A 14,420-nucleotide genomic window follows, 5' to 3' on the forward strand; every position below is an offset into this window, starting at 1 on the left:
CCCCCCTCGCCGCTTAAGCGCTGCTGGAGCGCTACCAGTTTGATCTGCGGGTTTAGCTGGCTGAGCCGGGTCTGTGCCGCTGCGGCTTTTGGCCGATCGATATCCGCGCTGGTGAACAAGATCTGCCGTTGCAGGTTGCTGAGATGCACCGCGTCGTCATCGGCCAGGGTGAGCGTCCCGACGCCAGCCCCGGCCAGATAGAGCGCCGCCGGGGAGCCCAGCCCGCCAAGGCCGATAATCAGCACTCGACTGGCTAACAGCTTCTGCTGCCCTTCGATGGCAATATCCTCCAGCAGCAGCTGGCGGCTATAGCGCATAAAGTCGTGATCATTCATCGCCCGCTCCCGCCAGCGCCAGCAGTTGGTCGGTCGCTGCCCGCCAGTCCGCCGCCTGGGTGATGGCGCTGACCACCGCGATGCTGCCGACGCCGGTCGCCAGTACCCCCGGCGCCTTTTCCAGGCTAATTCCGCCGATCGCCACGGTGGGGTAATCCGCCAGGCGTTGAATATGTCTGGCAAGCTGCTCGAGGCCCTGCGGCGCGGAAGGCATCTGTTTGGTTTGCGTCGGGAAGACGTGACCTAGCGCGATGTAAGAGGGGCGTGCCGCAAGGGCGACATCAATTTCCATATCATCGTGAGTAGAGACGCCAAGACGCAGCCCGGCCTGGCGGATAGCGCTCAGATCGGTGGTTTCCAGATCTTCTTGTCCGAGATGCACGCCATAGGCCTGGTGCTTAATCGCCAGTTGCCAGTAATCGTTAATGAACAGTCGGGCGTGATAGCGGCGACCAAGGGCGATGGCGGCGATCACGTCATCCTCAACTTCGCTGTCGCGCCGGTCTTTGATGCGTAACTGAAGGGTACGTACCCCAGCTTCGAGCAGGCGCTCAATCCACGCCACGCTGTCCACCACCGGGTAGAGTCCGAGACGAAACGGGACGGGTGGAAAATCAGGTTGATACATCAGGCTTCCTCCTGTTTCAGGTAGATTTCGCCGCCGCGGGCGCGGAAGTTATTCGACATATCGGCCATGCCGGCTTCGATACTTTGCTTCGCGGCGTAGTCGCGGACCTCCTGAGTGATTTTCATCGAACAGAATTTCGGCCCGCACATGGAGCAGAAGTGGGCGACTTTGCCGGACTCCTGCGGCAGGGTTTCATCGTGATAGGCCCGCGCGGTGAACGGGTCGAGCGCGAGGTTGAACTGGTCTTCCCAGCGGAATTCAAAACGCGCTTTTGACATCGCGTTGTCGCGGATCTGCGCCCCGGGGTGGCCTTTCGCGAGGTCGGCGGCGTGGGCGGCGATTTTGTAGGTAATCAGCCCCTGTTTGACATCCTCTTTGTTGGGCAGGCCGAGATGCTCTTTCGGCGTGACATAGCACAGCATGGCGCAACCGAACCAGCCGATCATTGCCGCGCCGATACCGGAGGTGAAATGGTCGTAGCCCGGCGCGATGTCAGTGGTGAGCGGCCCCAGGGTGTAGAATGGCGCTTCGTGGCAGTGCTCCAGCTGTTCGGTCATATTGCGGCGGATCATCTGCATCGGCACGTGGCCAGGGCCTTCAATCATCACCTGCACGTCATATTCCCAGGCGATTTTCGTCAGTTCTCCAAGGGTGCGCAGCTCGGAAAACTGCGCCTCGTCGTTGGCATCCTGAATGGAGCCGGGGCGCAGGCCATCGCCCAGCGACAGCGACACGTCATAGGCGGCGCAGATTTCGCAGATTTCGCGGAAATGCTGGTAGAGGAAGTTTTCCTGATGATGCGACAGGCACCACTTAGCCATGATTGAGCCGCCGCGCGAGACGATACCGGTCAGGCGCTTCGCCGTCATCGGGACGTAGCGCAACAGTACGCCGGCGTGAATCGTGAAGTAGTCGACGCCTTGCTCGGCCTGTTCCAGCAGGGTATCGCGGAAGACTTGCCAGGTGAGATTCTCGGCGATGCCGTTGACCTTCTCCAGCGCCTGGTAAATCGGCACGGTACCAATCGGCACCGGGCTGTTGCGCAGGATCCACTCGCGGGTTTCGTGGATATAGCGGCCGGTGGAGAGGTCCATCACCGTGTCGGCGCCCCAGCGGGTTGACCAGACCAGTTTCTCGACCTCTTCTTCGATGGAAGAGGTCACCGCAGAGTTGCCGATATTGGCATTCACTTTCACCAGGAAGTTGCGGCCGATAATCATCGGTTCAGACTCCGGGTGGTTGATGTTGGCGGGGATGATGGCGCGTCCGGCGGCCACTTCATCGCGAACGAACTCGGGGGTGATGTTTTCCGGTAGGTGGGCGCCGAAGCCTTCACCTGCGTGCTGCTGGCGCAGAACCTCGCTGCGGATACGTTCGCGACCCATGTTTTCGCGAATGGCGATGAACTCCATCTCCGGGGTGACTATCCCCTGGCGGGCGTAGTGCAGCTGGGTCACGCATTTGCCAACGACGGCGCGTTTGGGCGTCAGCAGGCCGCTGAAGCGCAGCTCATCGAGACCGTCGTCGGCCAGCCGCGCTTTGGTATAGGCCGAGCTGCGTTCGCTGAGCGGCGCGCAGTCGTTACGCGCGTCGATCCACGGCTGGCGCAGCTTTGCCAGCCCCTGGCGGACATCAATGCTAATATCCGGGTCGCCATACGGCCCGGAGGTGTCATACACCGGGATCGGTTCGTTGGTTTCGTACCGGGGGTTATCTTTATCGCCGCCGACGAGAGTTGGGCTGAGCTGAATTTCACGCATCGGGACGCGGATATCCGCTTGTGAGCCGTGAACATAGATGCGGCGTGAATTAGGAAAAGCGGTACCCGCCAGCGTATCAATGAATCGCTGCGCGTGCTCGCGTTGTTCCCGACGGGTTAGTTTGGTAGTAGACATAGCGCATTCCAGTTAAAAAAGGACATGGCTTGTCAGACGACGGATGGAGTAACAGATGCGATCGGCCCTGACGGACTGACGCGAACAGCAGTTTACTCTTGTTCCCTTCGCAGGTATTAGCCTGATCAGGTTCCGCGGATCCCGAATTAACGGTCTCAGCCTTTTCCACGTTAGCCTGCGCATGGAAAATAGGCACTCCGACAAGATGAAATCCCTCCGCAGAGGGATAATGTACGTAAATTACGCGTTAACGGTTCACAACTCAAGCGGTCGGCGCAATATTATCACGCACGTCATTGCTCAGGTTATGGGCGACAGCCAGGGCGATCAGTTTATCTTCCAGCGCGAAACGCGCCTCCAGCGACTCGCCGATATCCGACAGCGCCTGCTGAAATTCAAGATAGTTATCGTGATCGATGGCGTTTTCGAGGCAGGTATCGTAGTAGTCCATCATCTGCTGGGTATTGGCTTCCAGCTGCGGGTAAAGCCGGGTGGCGGCTAAAAGAGGGGTATCGCCTTCCATTTCGCCAATAATGCGTTCATAAATACTAAAATGACCGGATGAGAGGTAATCCACCAGACTTTGGCAAAAGTCATCCAGCGCCTTTTCGTTTAGCCGCATAAACGACTCTTTGCCCGGTTTCAGGCCAACCAGGTTGTAGTAAGCCACGAGCAGATGCTTACGCACTTGTAGCCAGCGATCGACCAGTTCATTACTACCGCCAACGCGCTCCGTCAGATTTTCCAGCTGGTTTAGCATGATTGACTCCGCTAGTTTTGATTTAAATCTGCTCACCAAAATGTAAATATAATGTTAACAACATGCCAGTGAAGCAAAGGTAGTGCAATAGATATGGATCGTATTATTGAAAAATTAGATCGCGGCTGGTGGGTTGTCAGTCACGAACAAAAATTATGGTTGCCTGGTGGAGAATTACCACATGGCGAAGCGGTTAATTTCGATCTTGTCGGCCAGCATGCGCTGCATATTGGCGAGTGGCAGGGCGAGTCCGTGTGGATGGTGCGCCAGGATCGTCGCCATGACATGGGATCGTTGCGCCAGGTGCTGGATCAGGATCCGGGACTCTTCCAGCTGGCTGGGCGGGGGATCCAGCTCGCCGAATTTTATCGCTCGCATAAATTTTGCGGTTACTGCGGCCACCCGATGCATGCCAGCAAAAGCGAATGGGCGATGCTGTGCAGCCACTGCCGCGAACGTTACTACCCGCAAATTGCCCCCTGCATTATCGTGGCAATCCGTCGCGACGATGCGATCCTGCTGGCGCAACATACGCGCCATCGCAACGGCGTGCACACCGTGCTGGCCGGCTTTGTCGAGGTCGGCGAAACCCTTGAGCAGGCGGTGGCTCGCGAGGTGATGGAGGAGAGCGGTATTCGGGTAAAAAATCTGCGTTACGTGACCTCTCAGCCATGGCCGTTCCCGCAGTCGCTGATGACCGCCTTTATGGCGGATTACGCAGATGGCGAGATCGTGGTCGACAAAAAAGAGTTACTGACCGCGGACTGGTATCGCTATGACGACCTGCCGCTTCTGCCGCCGCCGGGGACAGTGGCGCGGCGGCTTATCGAAGATACCGTCGCGATGTGTCGGGCAGAGTTCGAGTGACATGTTACACTGGGCGTATCAACGCTAAAGGAATGTAAAAATGACCGAACTGAAGAACGATCGTTACCTGCGCGCGCTGCTGCGTCAGCCGGTTGATGTCACCCCGGTGTGGATGATGCGCCAGGCGGGCCGCTATTTACCGGAGTACAAAGCCACCCGTGCGCAAGCGGGCGACTTTATGTCGCTGTGTAAAAATGCCGAGCTGGCCTGCGAAGTGACGCTCCAGCCGCTGCGCCGTTACCCGCTGGACGCGGCGATCCTCTTTTCGGACATCCTGACCATCCCGGACGCCATGGGGCTGGGGCTGTACTTTGAAGCTGGTGAAGGTCCGCGCTTCACCTCGCCGGTAAAAAGTAAAGCCGACGTCGACAAGCTGCCGATCCCGGATCCGGAGCAGGAGCTGGGCTATGTAATGAACGCCGTGCGCACCATTCGCCGCGAACTGAAAGGCGAAGTGCCGCTGATCGGTTTTTCCGGTAGTCCATGGACGCTGGCTACGTACATGGTGGAGGGCGGCAGCAGCAAGGCCTTCACCGTGATTAAAAAGATGATGTACGCCGAGCCGCAGGCGCTGCATGCGCTGCTGGATAAGCTGGCGAAGAGCGTCACCCTGTATCTCAACGCGCAGATCAAAGCCGGCGCGCAGTCGGTGATGATTTTTGACACCTGGGGCGGGGTGCTGACCGGCCGCGACTATCAGCAGTTCTCCCTCTACTACATGCATAAGATCGTCGATGGCCTGCTGCGGGAAAACGAAGGCCGCCGCGTGCCGGTGACACTGTTCACCAAAGGCGGTGGTCAGTGGCTGGAAGCGATGGCGGAGACCGGCTGCGATGCGTTGGGTCTCGACTGGACCACCGATATTGCCGATGCCCGCCGTCGCGTGGGTAACAAAGTAGCGCTACAGGGCAATATGGATCCGTCGATGCTCTATGCGCCCGCCCCGCGTATTGAAGAAGAAGTGGCGACCATTCTTGCCGGCTTTGGCCAGGGGGAAGGCCACGTCTTTAACCTTGGACACGGTATTCATCAGGACGTTGACCCCGAGCATGCGGGCGTCTTTGTTGAGGCTGTGCACCGTCTGTCCGCACCCTATCACCAGTAGGAGATAAGCCCTATGGATTTAGCCGCACTACGTACCCAACAGCAACAGTTAGCCGCGTCGGTAGAGCGTGCGGATCGACTGGATCGCGACCCGCCGGCGTTGATCGGCGGCGCGGACGTCGGGTTTGAGCAGGAAGGGGAGGTCACCCGGGCTGCGATGGTGCTGCTGACCTGGCCTGAGCTTGAGCTGGTGGAGTATCAGGTGGCGCGGGTCGCCACCTCTATGCCCTATATTCCCGGCTTTCTCTCGTTTCGCGAAACGCCTGCGCTGCTGGCGGCGTGGGAGCAGCTTTCGCAAAAACCGGACCTGCTCTTCGTTGACGGACACGGCATTTCCCATCCCCGGAGATTGGGCGTCGCCAGCCATTTTGGCCTGATGATTGATGTGCCGACTATCGGAGTGGCGAAAAAACGCCTGTGCGGCAAAATCGGCGACCTGGGTGATGAGCCTGGCGCGCTGGCCCCGCTGATGGATAAAAATGAGCAACTGGCCTGGGTCTGGCGCAGCAAAGTGCGCTGCAACCCGCTGTTTATTAGCACTGGCCACCGGGTAGGCATGGACAGCGCTTTAATGTGGGTTGAGCGCTGCATGCGAGGCTACCGTCTGCCCGAGCCGACGCGCTGGGCCGATGCGGTGGCGTCCCGTCGTCCGTCGTTTGTGCGTTGGCAAGCAAATCACAGCTGATTCAGGTACACTGCGCCTAATTTCTGACTTCGAGAATTCATCATGTTACAAAACCCGATTCACCTGCGCCTGGAGAAGCTGGAAAGCTGGCAGCATGTCACTTTTATGGCCTGCCTGTGCGAACGTATGTATCCCAACTACGCGATGTTCTGCAAGCAAACCGAGTTTGGCGACGGCCTGCTTTATCGTCGTATCCTGGACCTGATCTGGGAAACGCTGACGGTTAAAGATGCGAAGGTGAATTTCGACAGCCAGCTGGAGAAGCTGGAAGAGGCGATCCCGGCGGCAGATGATTTCGACATGTACGGTGTCTATCCGGCCATAGACGCTTGCGTGGCGTTGAGTGAACTGATTCATTCTCGTCTGAGCGGCGAAACGCTCGAGCACGCGATCGAGGTGAGCAAGACCTCCATCACCACCGTGGCGATGCTGGAAATGACCCAGGAAGGTCGCGAAATGACCGACGAAGAGTTGAAAGCGAATCCGGCGGTAGAGCAGGAATGGGATATTCAGTGGGAAATTTTCCGCCTGCTGGCCGACTGTGAAGAGCGTGATCTTGAGCTGATAAAAGGCCTGCGCGCGGACCTGCGCGAGGCTGGCGAGAGCAATATTGGTATAAATTTTCAGCAGTGAGACCAGAAAACGTGATTTACCGCCTGAATTGTAGCGTCTGAAGGCTTCCATTCCGCCCCCCGTCTGGTCTACATTTGGAGGGCGAAAAAAAGTGGCTATCGGTGCGTGTATGCAGGAGGGTGCTTTTTTGGCATTTCCGTCGCACTCGATGCTTAGCAAGCGATAAACACATTGTAAGGATAACTTATGAACAAGACTCAACTGATTGATGTAATTGCGGACAAAGCTGACCTGTCCAAAGCACAGGCTAAAGCTGCCCTGGAATCTACCCTGGCTGCAATTACTGAGTCTCTGAAAGAAGGTGATGCTGTTCAACTGGTTGGTTTCGGTACCTTCAAAGTGAACCACCGCGCTGAGCGTACTGGCCGCAACCCGCAGACCGGTAAAGAGATCAAAATCGCTGCAGCTAACGTGCCGGCATTTGTTTCTGGCAAAGCACTGAAAGACGCAGTTAAGTAAGACCGCGTGGCAGTGAACAGTTTTATCGAAGGGGCTATTAAGCCCCTTTTGTCTGTCTGGCGCCGGCCTCTGGCGCTGGCGGGCATCCTGTTGCTGACTGCCTGCAGCCACGACACGTCGCTACCGCCGTTTACCGCCAGCGGATATGCGGACAATCAGGGAGCGATGCGCATCTGGCGTAAAGATTCTGGCGATGAAGTCCATCTTCTCGCCGCCTTCAGCCCGTGGCGTCACGGGGACACCTCGACCAGCGAATATCGCTGGCAGGGCGATCAACTGGCGCTTATCGAACTCAATGTCTATGGCAAACCGCCGGAACATATTCGCGCCCGTTTCGACGCGCAGGGCGATCTGAGCTTTATGCAACGGGAAGTGGACGGGCAGAAGCAGCAGCTCTCCAGCGACCAGGTCGCGCTATATCGTTATCGCGCCGAGCAGATCCGCCAGACCAGCGACGCCCTCCGCCAGGGGCGGGTCGTCCTGCGGCAGGGGCGCTGGAACGCTGCCGCGCATACCGTGCTGACCTGCGAAGGGCAGACGGTTACGCCCGACCTCGATAGCCGGGCCCTGGCGCACATTGAACGCCGCCAGAGCCACGCTTCCGCCGCTGTGAGCATTGCCTGGCTGGAGGCGCCGGAAGGCTCTCAACTGCTGCTGGTCGCCAATGAAAACTTCTGCACCTGGCAGCCGACGGAAAAAAGCTTCTAACCTTTACCAGTGGTTCATGCCCATATGACCGCCGGCGCTACCGCGACAGCCGCCATATCCCATTCCTGCGCCGCGGGGAACGCCTGCCTCAGCCAGGGCGATATCAAACTTCACCCGCTGCTGATCCAGCTTCTGGCGTAAGCCTTCCATCTCCTGAGCGACAGCTTCAATCTTCCCGCTGTCCGGCTTTTGCGCCGTGAGCAGCGCATTGTACTCATAGCGTTTGGACTGCAGCTGCTGGCGCAGGGCGCTGGTTTGCGCATAGTAATCGTTATGCAGCTTTTGCACGGTAGCCTGCTGCTCCTGGGTCAGCTGACTGTAGCCCTGGTTGCCCATCCCGTTATTGTTGCCCCAGTGGTGGTTGGCCCAGGCCGCGTTGCTGGCGAAGGTCAGCGCGGCAAAGGTAACGAGGGCGAGAGGTAAGGTACGGTTCCGTTTCATGGCATTTTCTCCTGTGTGGTTTCCCTCGGTATTGCATCTTCCATGCCAGTCTGAAAAAGCCCGTCTGTGTGGGCCTGCCGAAGCCTTTGCCGAGGAGAGCGAGTAAAAATGACCCGTTCCGCCAGGGTCAGGCGAGTCATTTTTACTCGCTTAAGCGCAGGCGATATGTTTGAGAGCAGGATTGGCCGCGCGGAAACATGGCATGATTTCTGCTGAAGGAGCCTGCAGATAGTGAAAAAGAGATGACAAGGACTCGCCGATGAAGATCAAATCTCTCTCCCGGGACGCCGCCGCTGGCGCGCTGAGCTGGCTGCTGACCGGCACGGTTGTGCTGCTGGTCATGCTGTTCTCCGCGATGATCGTCCGCGACTACGGTCGCGAGACGACCGCTGCCCGACAAACCATTGAAGAGAAAGGGAGCGTGCTGATCCGCGCGCTGGAGTCCGGCACGCGCGTCGGGATGGGGATGCGTATGCATCATGCGCAGCTGCAGGCCCTGCTGGAAGAGATGGCCTGGCAACCGGGCGTCCTGTGGTTCGCGGTGACCGATGAAAACGGTAAAATTATCGCCCATAGCGATCCGCAGCAGGTGGGTAAAACGCTGTATAGCCCGGCGCAGATGCGTGCGTTAGCGGTTGGCGAACAGGCCCGCTGGCGCCGGCTTAGCGAACCGCGGCCGGCGCTGGAGATCTATCGCCATTTTCGCCCGCTTAATCCGGCCCGCGGCCACCATATGGGAATGATGAACCGCGGCAATAGCGCCCTGGCTCAGGCCACTGTCCCGCAGGTGATTTTTATCGCCTTTGATAGCCGCGAGCTGGATGCCGCGCAGGCCCGCGGGCAGCGAAATATGGCCATCATGCTGGGTGCCGCCGCGCTGGTGATAGCGGCGACGATCCTCGCTCAGTTCTGGTTCCGCCGCTATCGTCGCTCGCGGAAACAGCTGCTGGAGGCGATGGCCCGCAAGGAAAAGCTGCTGGCGCTTGGCCATCTGGCGGCGGGGGTCGCGCACGAGATCCGCAACCCGCTCTCGTCGATTAAAGGGCTGGCGAAATATTTTGCCGAGCGCACGTCGCCTGGCGGCGAGTCGCATCAGTTAGCCCAGGTGATGGCCAAAGAGGCTGATCGCCTGAACCGGGTGGTCAGCGAGCTGCTGGAGCTGGTCCGTCCCGCCCATCTAAACTACCAAACAGTCGATATCAACGCGCTTATCCGCCACTCATTGCAGTTGGTAAGCCAGGATGCGCAGAGCCGCGGGATCGCGCTGCAATTTACTCCGCGACCTGAGTTAACCACGATCAGCGCCGACCCCGATCGCCTGAATCAGGTGCTGTTGAACCTGTACCTGAATGCAATGCAGGCGATTGGTCGTGACGGCGTCATTCGCGTAACAGCAAGCGAAGCCGATCGTCAGCGGGTGAAAATCGTCGTCACGGATAGCGGTAAGGGGATGAGCGATGAAGAGTTACAGGCTATCTTCACGCCGTATTTCACCACCAAGGCGGACGGCACCGGGCTGGGGCTGGCCGTAGTGCAGAATATTATCGAACAACATGGCGGGACGATCCGCGCCGAAAGTCAGCCGGGAGCTGGAGCGATATTTACGCTTTGGTTACCGGTGGATGCTCAACGGAGGGAAGATGAGCAGCGATAAAGTACAGATTCTGGTCGTTGATGATGACATCAGCCACTGCACGATCCTGCAGGCGCTGCTGCGCGGCTGGGGCTATCAGGTGGGGTTGGCTCACAACGGCCTGCAGGCGCTGGAGCAGATCCATCAGCAGGTCTTCGACCTGGTGCTGTGCGATATCCGTATGGCGGAGATGGACGGTATCGCAACGTTAAAAGAGATTAAGGCCTATAACCCGGCGATACCGGTTCTGATCATGACGGCGTTTTCCAGCGTCGGTACGGCGGTAGAAGCTATTAAGTCCGGGGCGCTGGATTATCTGGTTAAACCGCTGGATTTTGACACCCTGCAGCAGACGCTGGTTCAGGCATTGGCGCACACCCGGCAGAGCGAGAGCGACCCCAGCGTTGCGACGGATTCACGGTGGGGCATGATTGGCGACAGCCCGGCGATGCAGGCGCTTCTTAACGATATTACGCTGGTGGCCCCTTCGGACGCGACGGTGCTGATTTATGGGGAGTCGGGAACCGGTAAGGAGCTGGTGGCGCACGCCATCCACGCCTGCAGCGAGCGTCGTGACAAGCCGTTGGTCACGCTCAACTGCGCGGCGCTGAATGAGTCACTGCTGGAATCCGAGCTATTCGGTCATGAAAAAGGGGCGTTTACCGGGGCGGATCGGCGGCGGGAAGGACGCTTTGTCGAAGCGGATGGCGGCACGCTGTTTCTTGATGAGATAGGCGATATCTCGCCAGTGATGCAGGTCCGCTTGCTGCGGGCGATTCAGGAGCGGGAGGTGCAGCGGGTCGGCAGCAACCAGACGCTTGCCGTTGATGTGCGGCTTATCGCCGCCACCCATCGCAACCTTGCGGAAGAGGTGAGCGCCGGGCGCTTTCGCCAGGATCTCTATTACCGACTCAACGTCGTGACCATCGAGATACCGCCGCTGCGCCGGCGACGGGAAGATATTCCGCAGCTGGCGCAGCATTTTCTCAAACGCTATACCGAACGCAATCGTAAGACGGTAAAGGGGTTCACGCCACAGGCGATGGACCTGCTGATCCACTACCCCTGGCCGGGCAATATTCGCGAGCTGGAAAACGCGGTGGAGCGGGCGGTGGTGCTACTGACCGGAAACTATATCTCTGAGCGAGAACTGCCGCTGGCGATCGCCGGTACGCCGCTGCCATCAGGCGGGAGCGAGGAGGGGGGAATTCAGCCGTTAGTGGAAGTGGAGAAAGAGGTGATTCTGGCGGCGCTGGAAAAAACGGGCGGCAACAAAACCGAAGCCGCCCGTCAGTTAGGCATTACGCGCAAAACGCTGCTGGCGAAACTTAGCCGTTAGCCTTTTCACGTTCGATGGCGCGCCAGCCGATATCGCTACGGCTAAAGCTACCGTCCCAGCGAATGTCGGTCAGCAGCTGATAGGCGCGCTGCTGCGCCTGCGCCACGGAGTCACCCAGCGCGGTGACGCACAGCACGCGCCCGCCGTTGGTGACCACGCGCTGGTCGTCAGACAGTTTGGTGCCGGCGTGGAAGACTTTACCGTCTGCGACTTCCTGCTGCGGCAGGCCGTAGATCTCATCGCCCGTATTGTAGCTGCCCGGATAGCCGCCGGCGGCAACCACCACGCCCAGCGACGCGCGGTCATCCCACTCGGAGGTTTTCTCGTCCAGCTTGCCCGCGCAGGCGGCGAGGCACAGCTCGACCAGGTCGGACTTCATGCGCAGCATGATCGGTTGGGTTTCCGGGTCGCCAAAGCGGCAGTTGAACTCAATCACCTTCGGGTTGCCCTGCTTGTCGATCATCAGACCGGCGTAGAGGAAACCGGTATAGGTGTTGCCTTCAGCGGCCATGCCTTTCACGGTTGGCCAGATAATCCGCTCCATGGTGCGCTGGTGGACTTCATCAGTAACCACCGGCGCCGGGGAATACGCCCCCATCCCGCCGGTGTTCGGGCCGGTATCGCCGTTGCCGACGCGCTTGTGATCCTGGCTGGTGGCCATCGGCAGGACGTGCTCGCCGTCGACCATCACAATAAAGCTAGCCTCTTCGCCATCGAGGAACTCTTCAATCACGATGCGGTGGCCTGCGTCGCCAAAGGCGTTGCCGGCCAACATATCTTTGACCGCCGCTTCGGCTTCCTCGAGGGTCATCGCCACGATAACGCCTTTACCCGCCGCCAGACCGTCGGCTTTGATGACGATCGGCGCGCCTTTCTCGCGCAGATAAGCCAGCGCAGGCTCCACTTCGGTGAAGTTCTGGTATTCCGCCGTCGGAATATGATGACGGGCGAGAAAATCTTTGGTGAAGGCTTTTGAGCCTTCCAGCTGCGCGGCGCCTTCGGTTGGCCCGAAGATGTTCAGCCCGGCGGCACGGAACGCGTCGACCACGCCAATGACCAACGGCGCTTCCGGACCAACGATGGTCAGATCGATTTTCTCATCCTGCGCGAAGCGAAGCAGCGCCGGAATATCGGTGACGCCGATGGCGACGGTTTGCAGCGACGGCTCCAGGGCGGTACCGGCGTTGCCCGGCGCGACATAGACGGTATCAACCAGCGGCGACTGAGCCGCTTTCCAGGCCAGCGCGTGCTCGCGCCCGCCGTTACCGATTACTAATACTTTCATCTGCTGCTCCAGGAATTAATGGCGGAAGTGGCGCATGTCGGTGAAGATCATGGCGATGCCGTGTTCGTCAGCGGCGGCAATCACTTCGTCGTCACGGATAGAGCCGCCCGGCTGAATAACGCAGGTGATGCCTACCGCGGCTGCGGCATCGATGCCGTCGCGGAACGGGAAGAAAGCGTCAGAGGCCATGGCGGAACCTTTCACTTCCAGACCTTCATCACCGGCTTTAATTCCGGCGATTTTCGCCGAGTAGACGCGGCTCATCTGACCGGCGCCTATACCGATGGTCATATTATCTTTGGCATAAACGATGGCGTTGGATTTGACGAATTTCGCCACTTTCCAGCAGAACAGCGCATCGCGCAGTTCCTGCTCGGTTGGCTGACGTTTGCTGACCACGCGCAGTTCACCTGCGGTGACCATGCCGAGATCGCGGTCCTGAACCAGCAGACCACCGTTAACGCGTTTGAAATCGAGGCCGGCAACGCGAGTATCCCACTGGCCGCAGGTCAGTACGCGGACGTTCTGCTTCGCGGCGGTGATTTTCAGCGCTTCTTCGCTGGCGGACGGCGCGATGATCACTTCGACGAACTGGCGAGAGATGATCGCCTGCGCGGTTTCAGCATCCAGCTCGCGGTTAAAGGCAATGATGCCGCCGAACGCGGAGGTCGGGTCGGTTTTGTAAGCGCGATCGTAGGCGTCAAGGATCGAGTCGCTGACGGCAACGCCGCACGGGTTGGCGTGCTTAACGATAACGCAGGCCGGCTCGTTGAACTCTTTCACGCACTCCAGCGCCGCATCGGTATCGGCAATATTGTTATAGGAGAGCGCTTTGCCCTGCAGCTGGGTGGCGGTAGCCACGGAGGCCTCTTTTACATTCTCTTCTATATAGAAGGCCGCCTGCTGGTGGCTGTTTTCGCCGTAGCGCATATCCTGCTTCTTAATGAAGTTCAGATTCAGGGTACGCGGGAAGCGGCCAGCGGCTTCTTTGCTTTCGCCGTGATAAGCCGGAACCATGCTGCCGAAGTAGTTGGCGATCATGCTGTCGTAAGCGGCGGTGTGTTCGAAGGCTTTAATGGCGAGGTCGAAGCGGGTGGCCAGCGTGAGAGAACCTTCGTTGGCGTCCATCTCATTAATAATGGCGTCGTAGTCGCTGCTCTTAACCACGATGGCGACATCTTTATGGTTCTTCGCCGCAGAGCGCACCATAGTCGGGCCGCCGATATCGATGTTTTCCACCGCGTCTTCCAGCGAGCACCCTTCACGAGCGACGGTCTGGGCGAACGGGTAAAGGTTCACGACAACCATATCGATAGGCGCGATACCGTGTTGCTGCATGATACCGTCATCCTGACCGCGACGACCGAGGATGCCGCCGTGTACTTTCGGATGCAGGGTCTTCACGCGTCCATCCATCATTTCCGGGAAACCGGTGTAGTCAGAGACTTCGGTAACCGGCAGGCCTTTATCTGCCAGCAGGCGAGCGGTGCCGCCGGTGGACAGCAGCTCGACACCACGAGCGGAAAGCGCCTGCGCGAATTCGACGATACCGGCCTTGTCAGAAACACTGAGCAGAGCGCGGCGGACTGGACGACGTTGTTGCATGGTATTAAATCCCCAGGATTTGAACATTACAGAGAGCGTTAGG

The 14,420-nt window shown here is 58.9% G+C and carries 15 protein-coding genes and 1 riboswitch; of the genes, 8 read left to right on the forward strand and 7 right to left on the reverse strand.

Features of this window, described 5'->3' with window-relative positions; genetic code table 11:
• The 4 genes from HMPREF9538_RS29880 to HMPREF9538_RS14665 all read right to left on the reverse strand — a co-directional run.
• Nucleotides 1–335, reverse strand: a 335-nt coding sequence (locus HMPREF9538_RS29880) for a HesA/MoeB/ThiF family protein (protein ID WP_009485011.1), incomplete at its 3' end; no start/stop codon positions are given.
• Nucleotides 328–963: a thiamine phosphate synthase gene (thiE, locus tag HMPREF9538_RS14675; protein ID WP_004152310.1), complete on the reverse strand. Its 636-nt coding sequence runs from the start codon at nt 961–963 to the stop codon at nt 328–330. The genes thiE and HMPREF9538_RS29880, both read right to left, overlap by 8 nt.
• Nucleotides 963–2,858: a phosphomethylpyrimidine synthase ThiC gene (gene thiC, locus HMPREF9538_RS14670; protein ID WP_009485012.1), complete on the reverse strand. Its 1,896-nt coding sequence runs from the start codon at nt 2,856–2,858 to the stop codon at nt 963–965. The genes thiE and thiC overlap by 1 nt, the downstream gene beginning before the upstream one ends.
• 85 nt (nt 2,859–2,943) lie before the next feature.
• Nucleotides 2,944–3,068, reverse strand: a riboswitch (TPP riboswitch).
• Between the two features lie 52 nt (nt 3,069–3,120).
• Nucleotides 3,121–3,618: an Rsd/AlgQ family anti-sigma factor gene (locus HMPREF9538_RS14665; RefSeq protein ID WP_002884324.1), complete on the reverse strand. Its 498-nt coding sequence runs from the start codon at nt 3,616–3,618 to the stop codon at nt 3,121–3,123.
• A 93-nt stretch (nt 3,619–3,711) separates the two neighbouring features.
• Between HMPREF9538_RS14665 and nudC the strand changes: the two genes are divergently transcribed.
• From nudC to HMPREF9538_RS14640, 6 genes are all read left to right on the forward strand, one after another.
• Nucleotides 3,712–4,485, forward strand: coding sequence for an NAD(+) diphosphatase (gene nudC, locus HMPREF9538_RS0127580; protein WP_002884327.1), 774 nt, complete (start codon nt 3,712–3,714; stop codon nt 4,483–4,485).
• Nucleotides 4,486–4,525: 40 nt separating this feature from the next.
• Nucleotides 4,526–5,590, forward strand: coding sequence for a uroporphyrinogen decarboxylase (gene hemE / locus HMPREF9538_RS14660; protein ID WP_004178235.1), 1,065 nt, complete (start codon nt 4,526–4,528; stop codon nt 5,588–5,590).
• 12 nt (nt 5,591–5,602) lie between these two features.
• Nucleotides 5,603–6,274, forward strand: a complete 672-nt coding sequence (gene nfi, locus HMPREF9538_RS14655; RefSeq protein ID WP_009485014.1) for a deoxyribonuclease V — start codon at nt 5,603–5,605, stop codon at nt 6,272–6,274.
• A gap of 42 nt (nt 6,275–6,316) precedes the next feature.
• Complete coding sequence (locus HMPREF9538_RS14650; RefSeq protein ID WP_002884331.1) at nt 6,317–6,907, forward strand: YjaG family protein; 591 nt, start codon at nt 6,317–6,319, stop codon at nt 6,905–6,907.
• Nucleotides 6,908–7,093: 186 nt separating this feature from the next.
• Nucleotides 7,094–7,366 carry a nucleoid-associated protein HU-alpha gene (gene hupA, locus HMPREF9538_RS14645; RefSeq protein WP_002884342.1) on the forward strand — a complete coding sequence of 91 codons (273 nt, stop codon included), beginning with the start codon at nt 7,094–7,096 and terminating at the stop codon, nt 7,364–7,366.
• Nucleotides 7,367–7,378: 12 nt separating this feature from the next.
• On the forward strand, nt 7,379–8,074 hold the full coding sequence (locus tag HMPREF9538_RS14640; protein WP_002884344.1) for a DUF1481 domain-containing protein: 696 nt from the start codon (nt 7,379–7,381) through the stop codon (nt 8,072–8,074).
• Between the two features lie 3 nt (nt 8,075–8,077).
• Here HMPREF9538_RS14640 and zraP read toward each other — a convergent pair whose 3' ends face one another.
• The gene (gene zraP, locus HMPREF9538_RS14635) at nt 8,078–8,515 is read right to left on the reverse strand and encodes a zinc resistance sensor/chaperone ZraP (RefSeq protein ID WP_002884346.1); all 438 of its coding nucleotides are present in this window, start codon (nt 8,513–8,515) and stop codon (nt 8,078–8,080) included.
• A 259-nt stretch (nt 8,516–8,774) separates the two neighbouring features.
• Between zraP and zraS the strand changes: the two genes are divergently transcribed.
• Both zraS and zraR read left to right on the forward strand, forming a co-directional pair.
• Nucleotides 8,775–10,169 carry a two-component system sensor histidine kinase ZraS gene (gene zraS, locus HMPREF9538_RS14630; protein ID WP_009485016.1) on the forward strand — a complete coding sequence of 465 codons (1,395 nt, stop codon included), beginning with the start codon at nt 8,775–8,777 and terminating at the stop codon, nt 10,167–10,169.
• Nucleotides 10,156–11,487 (forward strand): sigma-54-dependent response regulator transcription factor ZraR, encoded by a 1,332-nt coding sequence (gene zraR / locus HMPREF9538_RS14625; protein ID WP_004895015.1) that lies wholly within the window; start codon nt 10,156–10,158, stop codon nt 11,485–11,487. The genes zraS and zraR overlap by 14 nt, the downstream gene beginning before the upstream one ends.
• Here the strand turns inward: zraR and purD are convergent.
• Together purD and purH are read right to left on the reverse strand one after the other, a co-directional pair.
• Nucleotides 11,477–12,772 carry a phosphoribosylamine--glycine ligase gene (purD, locus tag HMPREF9538_RS14620; RefSeq protein WP_009485018.1) on the reverse strand — a complete coding sequence of 432 codons (1,296 nt, stop codon included), beginning with the start codon at nt 12,770–12,772 and terminating at the stop codon, nt 11,477–11,479. The genes zraR and purD overlap by 11 nt on opposite strands.
• A gap of 15 nt (nt 12,773–12,787) precedes the next feature.
• Nucleotides 12,788–14,377: a bifunctional phosphoribosylaminoimidazolecarboxamide formyltransferase/IMP cyclohydrolase gene (purH, locus tag HMPREF9538_RS14615; protein ID WP_002884359.1), complete on the reverse strand. Its 1,590-nt coding sequence runs from the start codon at nt 14,375–14,377 to the stop codon at nt 12,788–12,790.
• Nucleotides 14,378–14,420 lie beyond the last annotated feature (43 nt).

It is taken from the genome of Klebsiella sp. MS 92-3, from assembly GCF_000195655.1.
Taxonomy (GTDB): domain Bacteria; phylum Pseudomonadota; class Gammaproteobacteria; order Enterobacterales; family Enterobacteriaceae; genus Klebsiella; species Klebsiella pneumoniae.

Bases quoted from the DNA above. Each gene is read 5' to 3' on its own strand.
- HMPREF9538_RS14665 (WP_002884324.1), bottom strand. From the start codon at position 3,618: ATGCTAAACCAGCTGGAAAATCTGACGGAGCGCGTTGGCGGTAGTAAT.
- hupA (WP_002884342.1), top strand. From the start codon at position 7,094: ATGAACAAGACTCAACTGATTGATGTAATTGCGGACAAAGCTGACCTG.
- HMPREF9538_RS14650 (WP_002884331.1), top strand. From the start codon at position 6,317: ATGTTACAAAACCCGATTCACCTGCGCCTGGAGAAGCTGGAAAGCTGG.
- thiC (WP_009485012.1), bottom strand. From the start codon at position 2,858: ATGTCTACTACCAAACTAACCCGTCGGGAACAACGCGAGCACGCGCAG.
- purD (WP_009485018.1), bottom strand. From the start codon at position 12,772: ATGAAAGTATTAGTAATCGGTAACGGCGGGCGCGAGCACGCGCTGGCC.
- zraR (WP_004895015.1), top strand. From the start codon at position 10,156: ATGAGCAGCGATAAAGTACAGATTCTGGTCGTTGATGATGACATCAGC.
- zraP (WP_002884346.1), bottom strand. From the start codon at position 8,515: ATGAAACGGAACCGTACCTTACCTCTCGCCCTCGTTACCTTTGCCGCG.
- zraS (WP_009485016.1), top strand. From the start codon at position 8,775: ATGAAGATCAAATCTCTCTCCCGGGACGCCGCCGCTGGCGCGCTGAGC.
- nudC (WP_002884327.1), top strand. From the start codon at position 3,712: ATGGATCGTATTATTGAAAAATTAGATCGCGGCTGGTGGGTTGTCAGT.
- hemE (WP_004178235.1), top strand. From the start codon at position 4,526: ATGACCGAACTGAAGAACGATCGTTACCTGCGCGCGCTGCTGCGTCAG.
- nfi (WP_009485014.1), top strand. From the start codon at position 5,603: ATGGATTTAGCCGCACTACGTACCCAACAGCAACAGTTAGCCGCGTCG.
- purH (WP_002884359.1), bottom strand. From the start codon at position 14,377: ATGCAACAACGTCGTCCAGTCCGCCGCGCTCTGCTCAGTGTTTCTGAC.
- thiE (WP_004152310.1), bottom strand. From the start codon at position 963: ATGTATCAACCTGATTTTCCACCCGTCCCGTTTCGTCTCGGACTCTAC.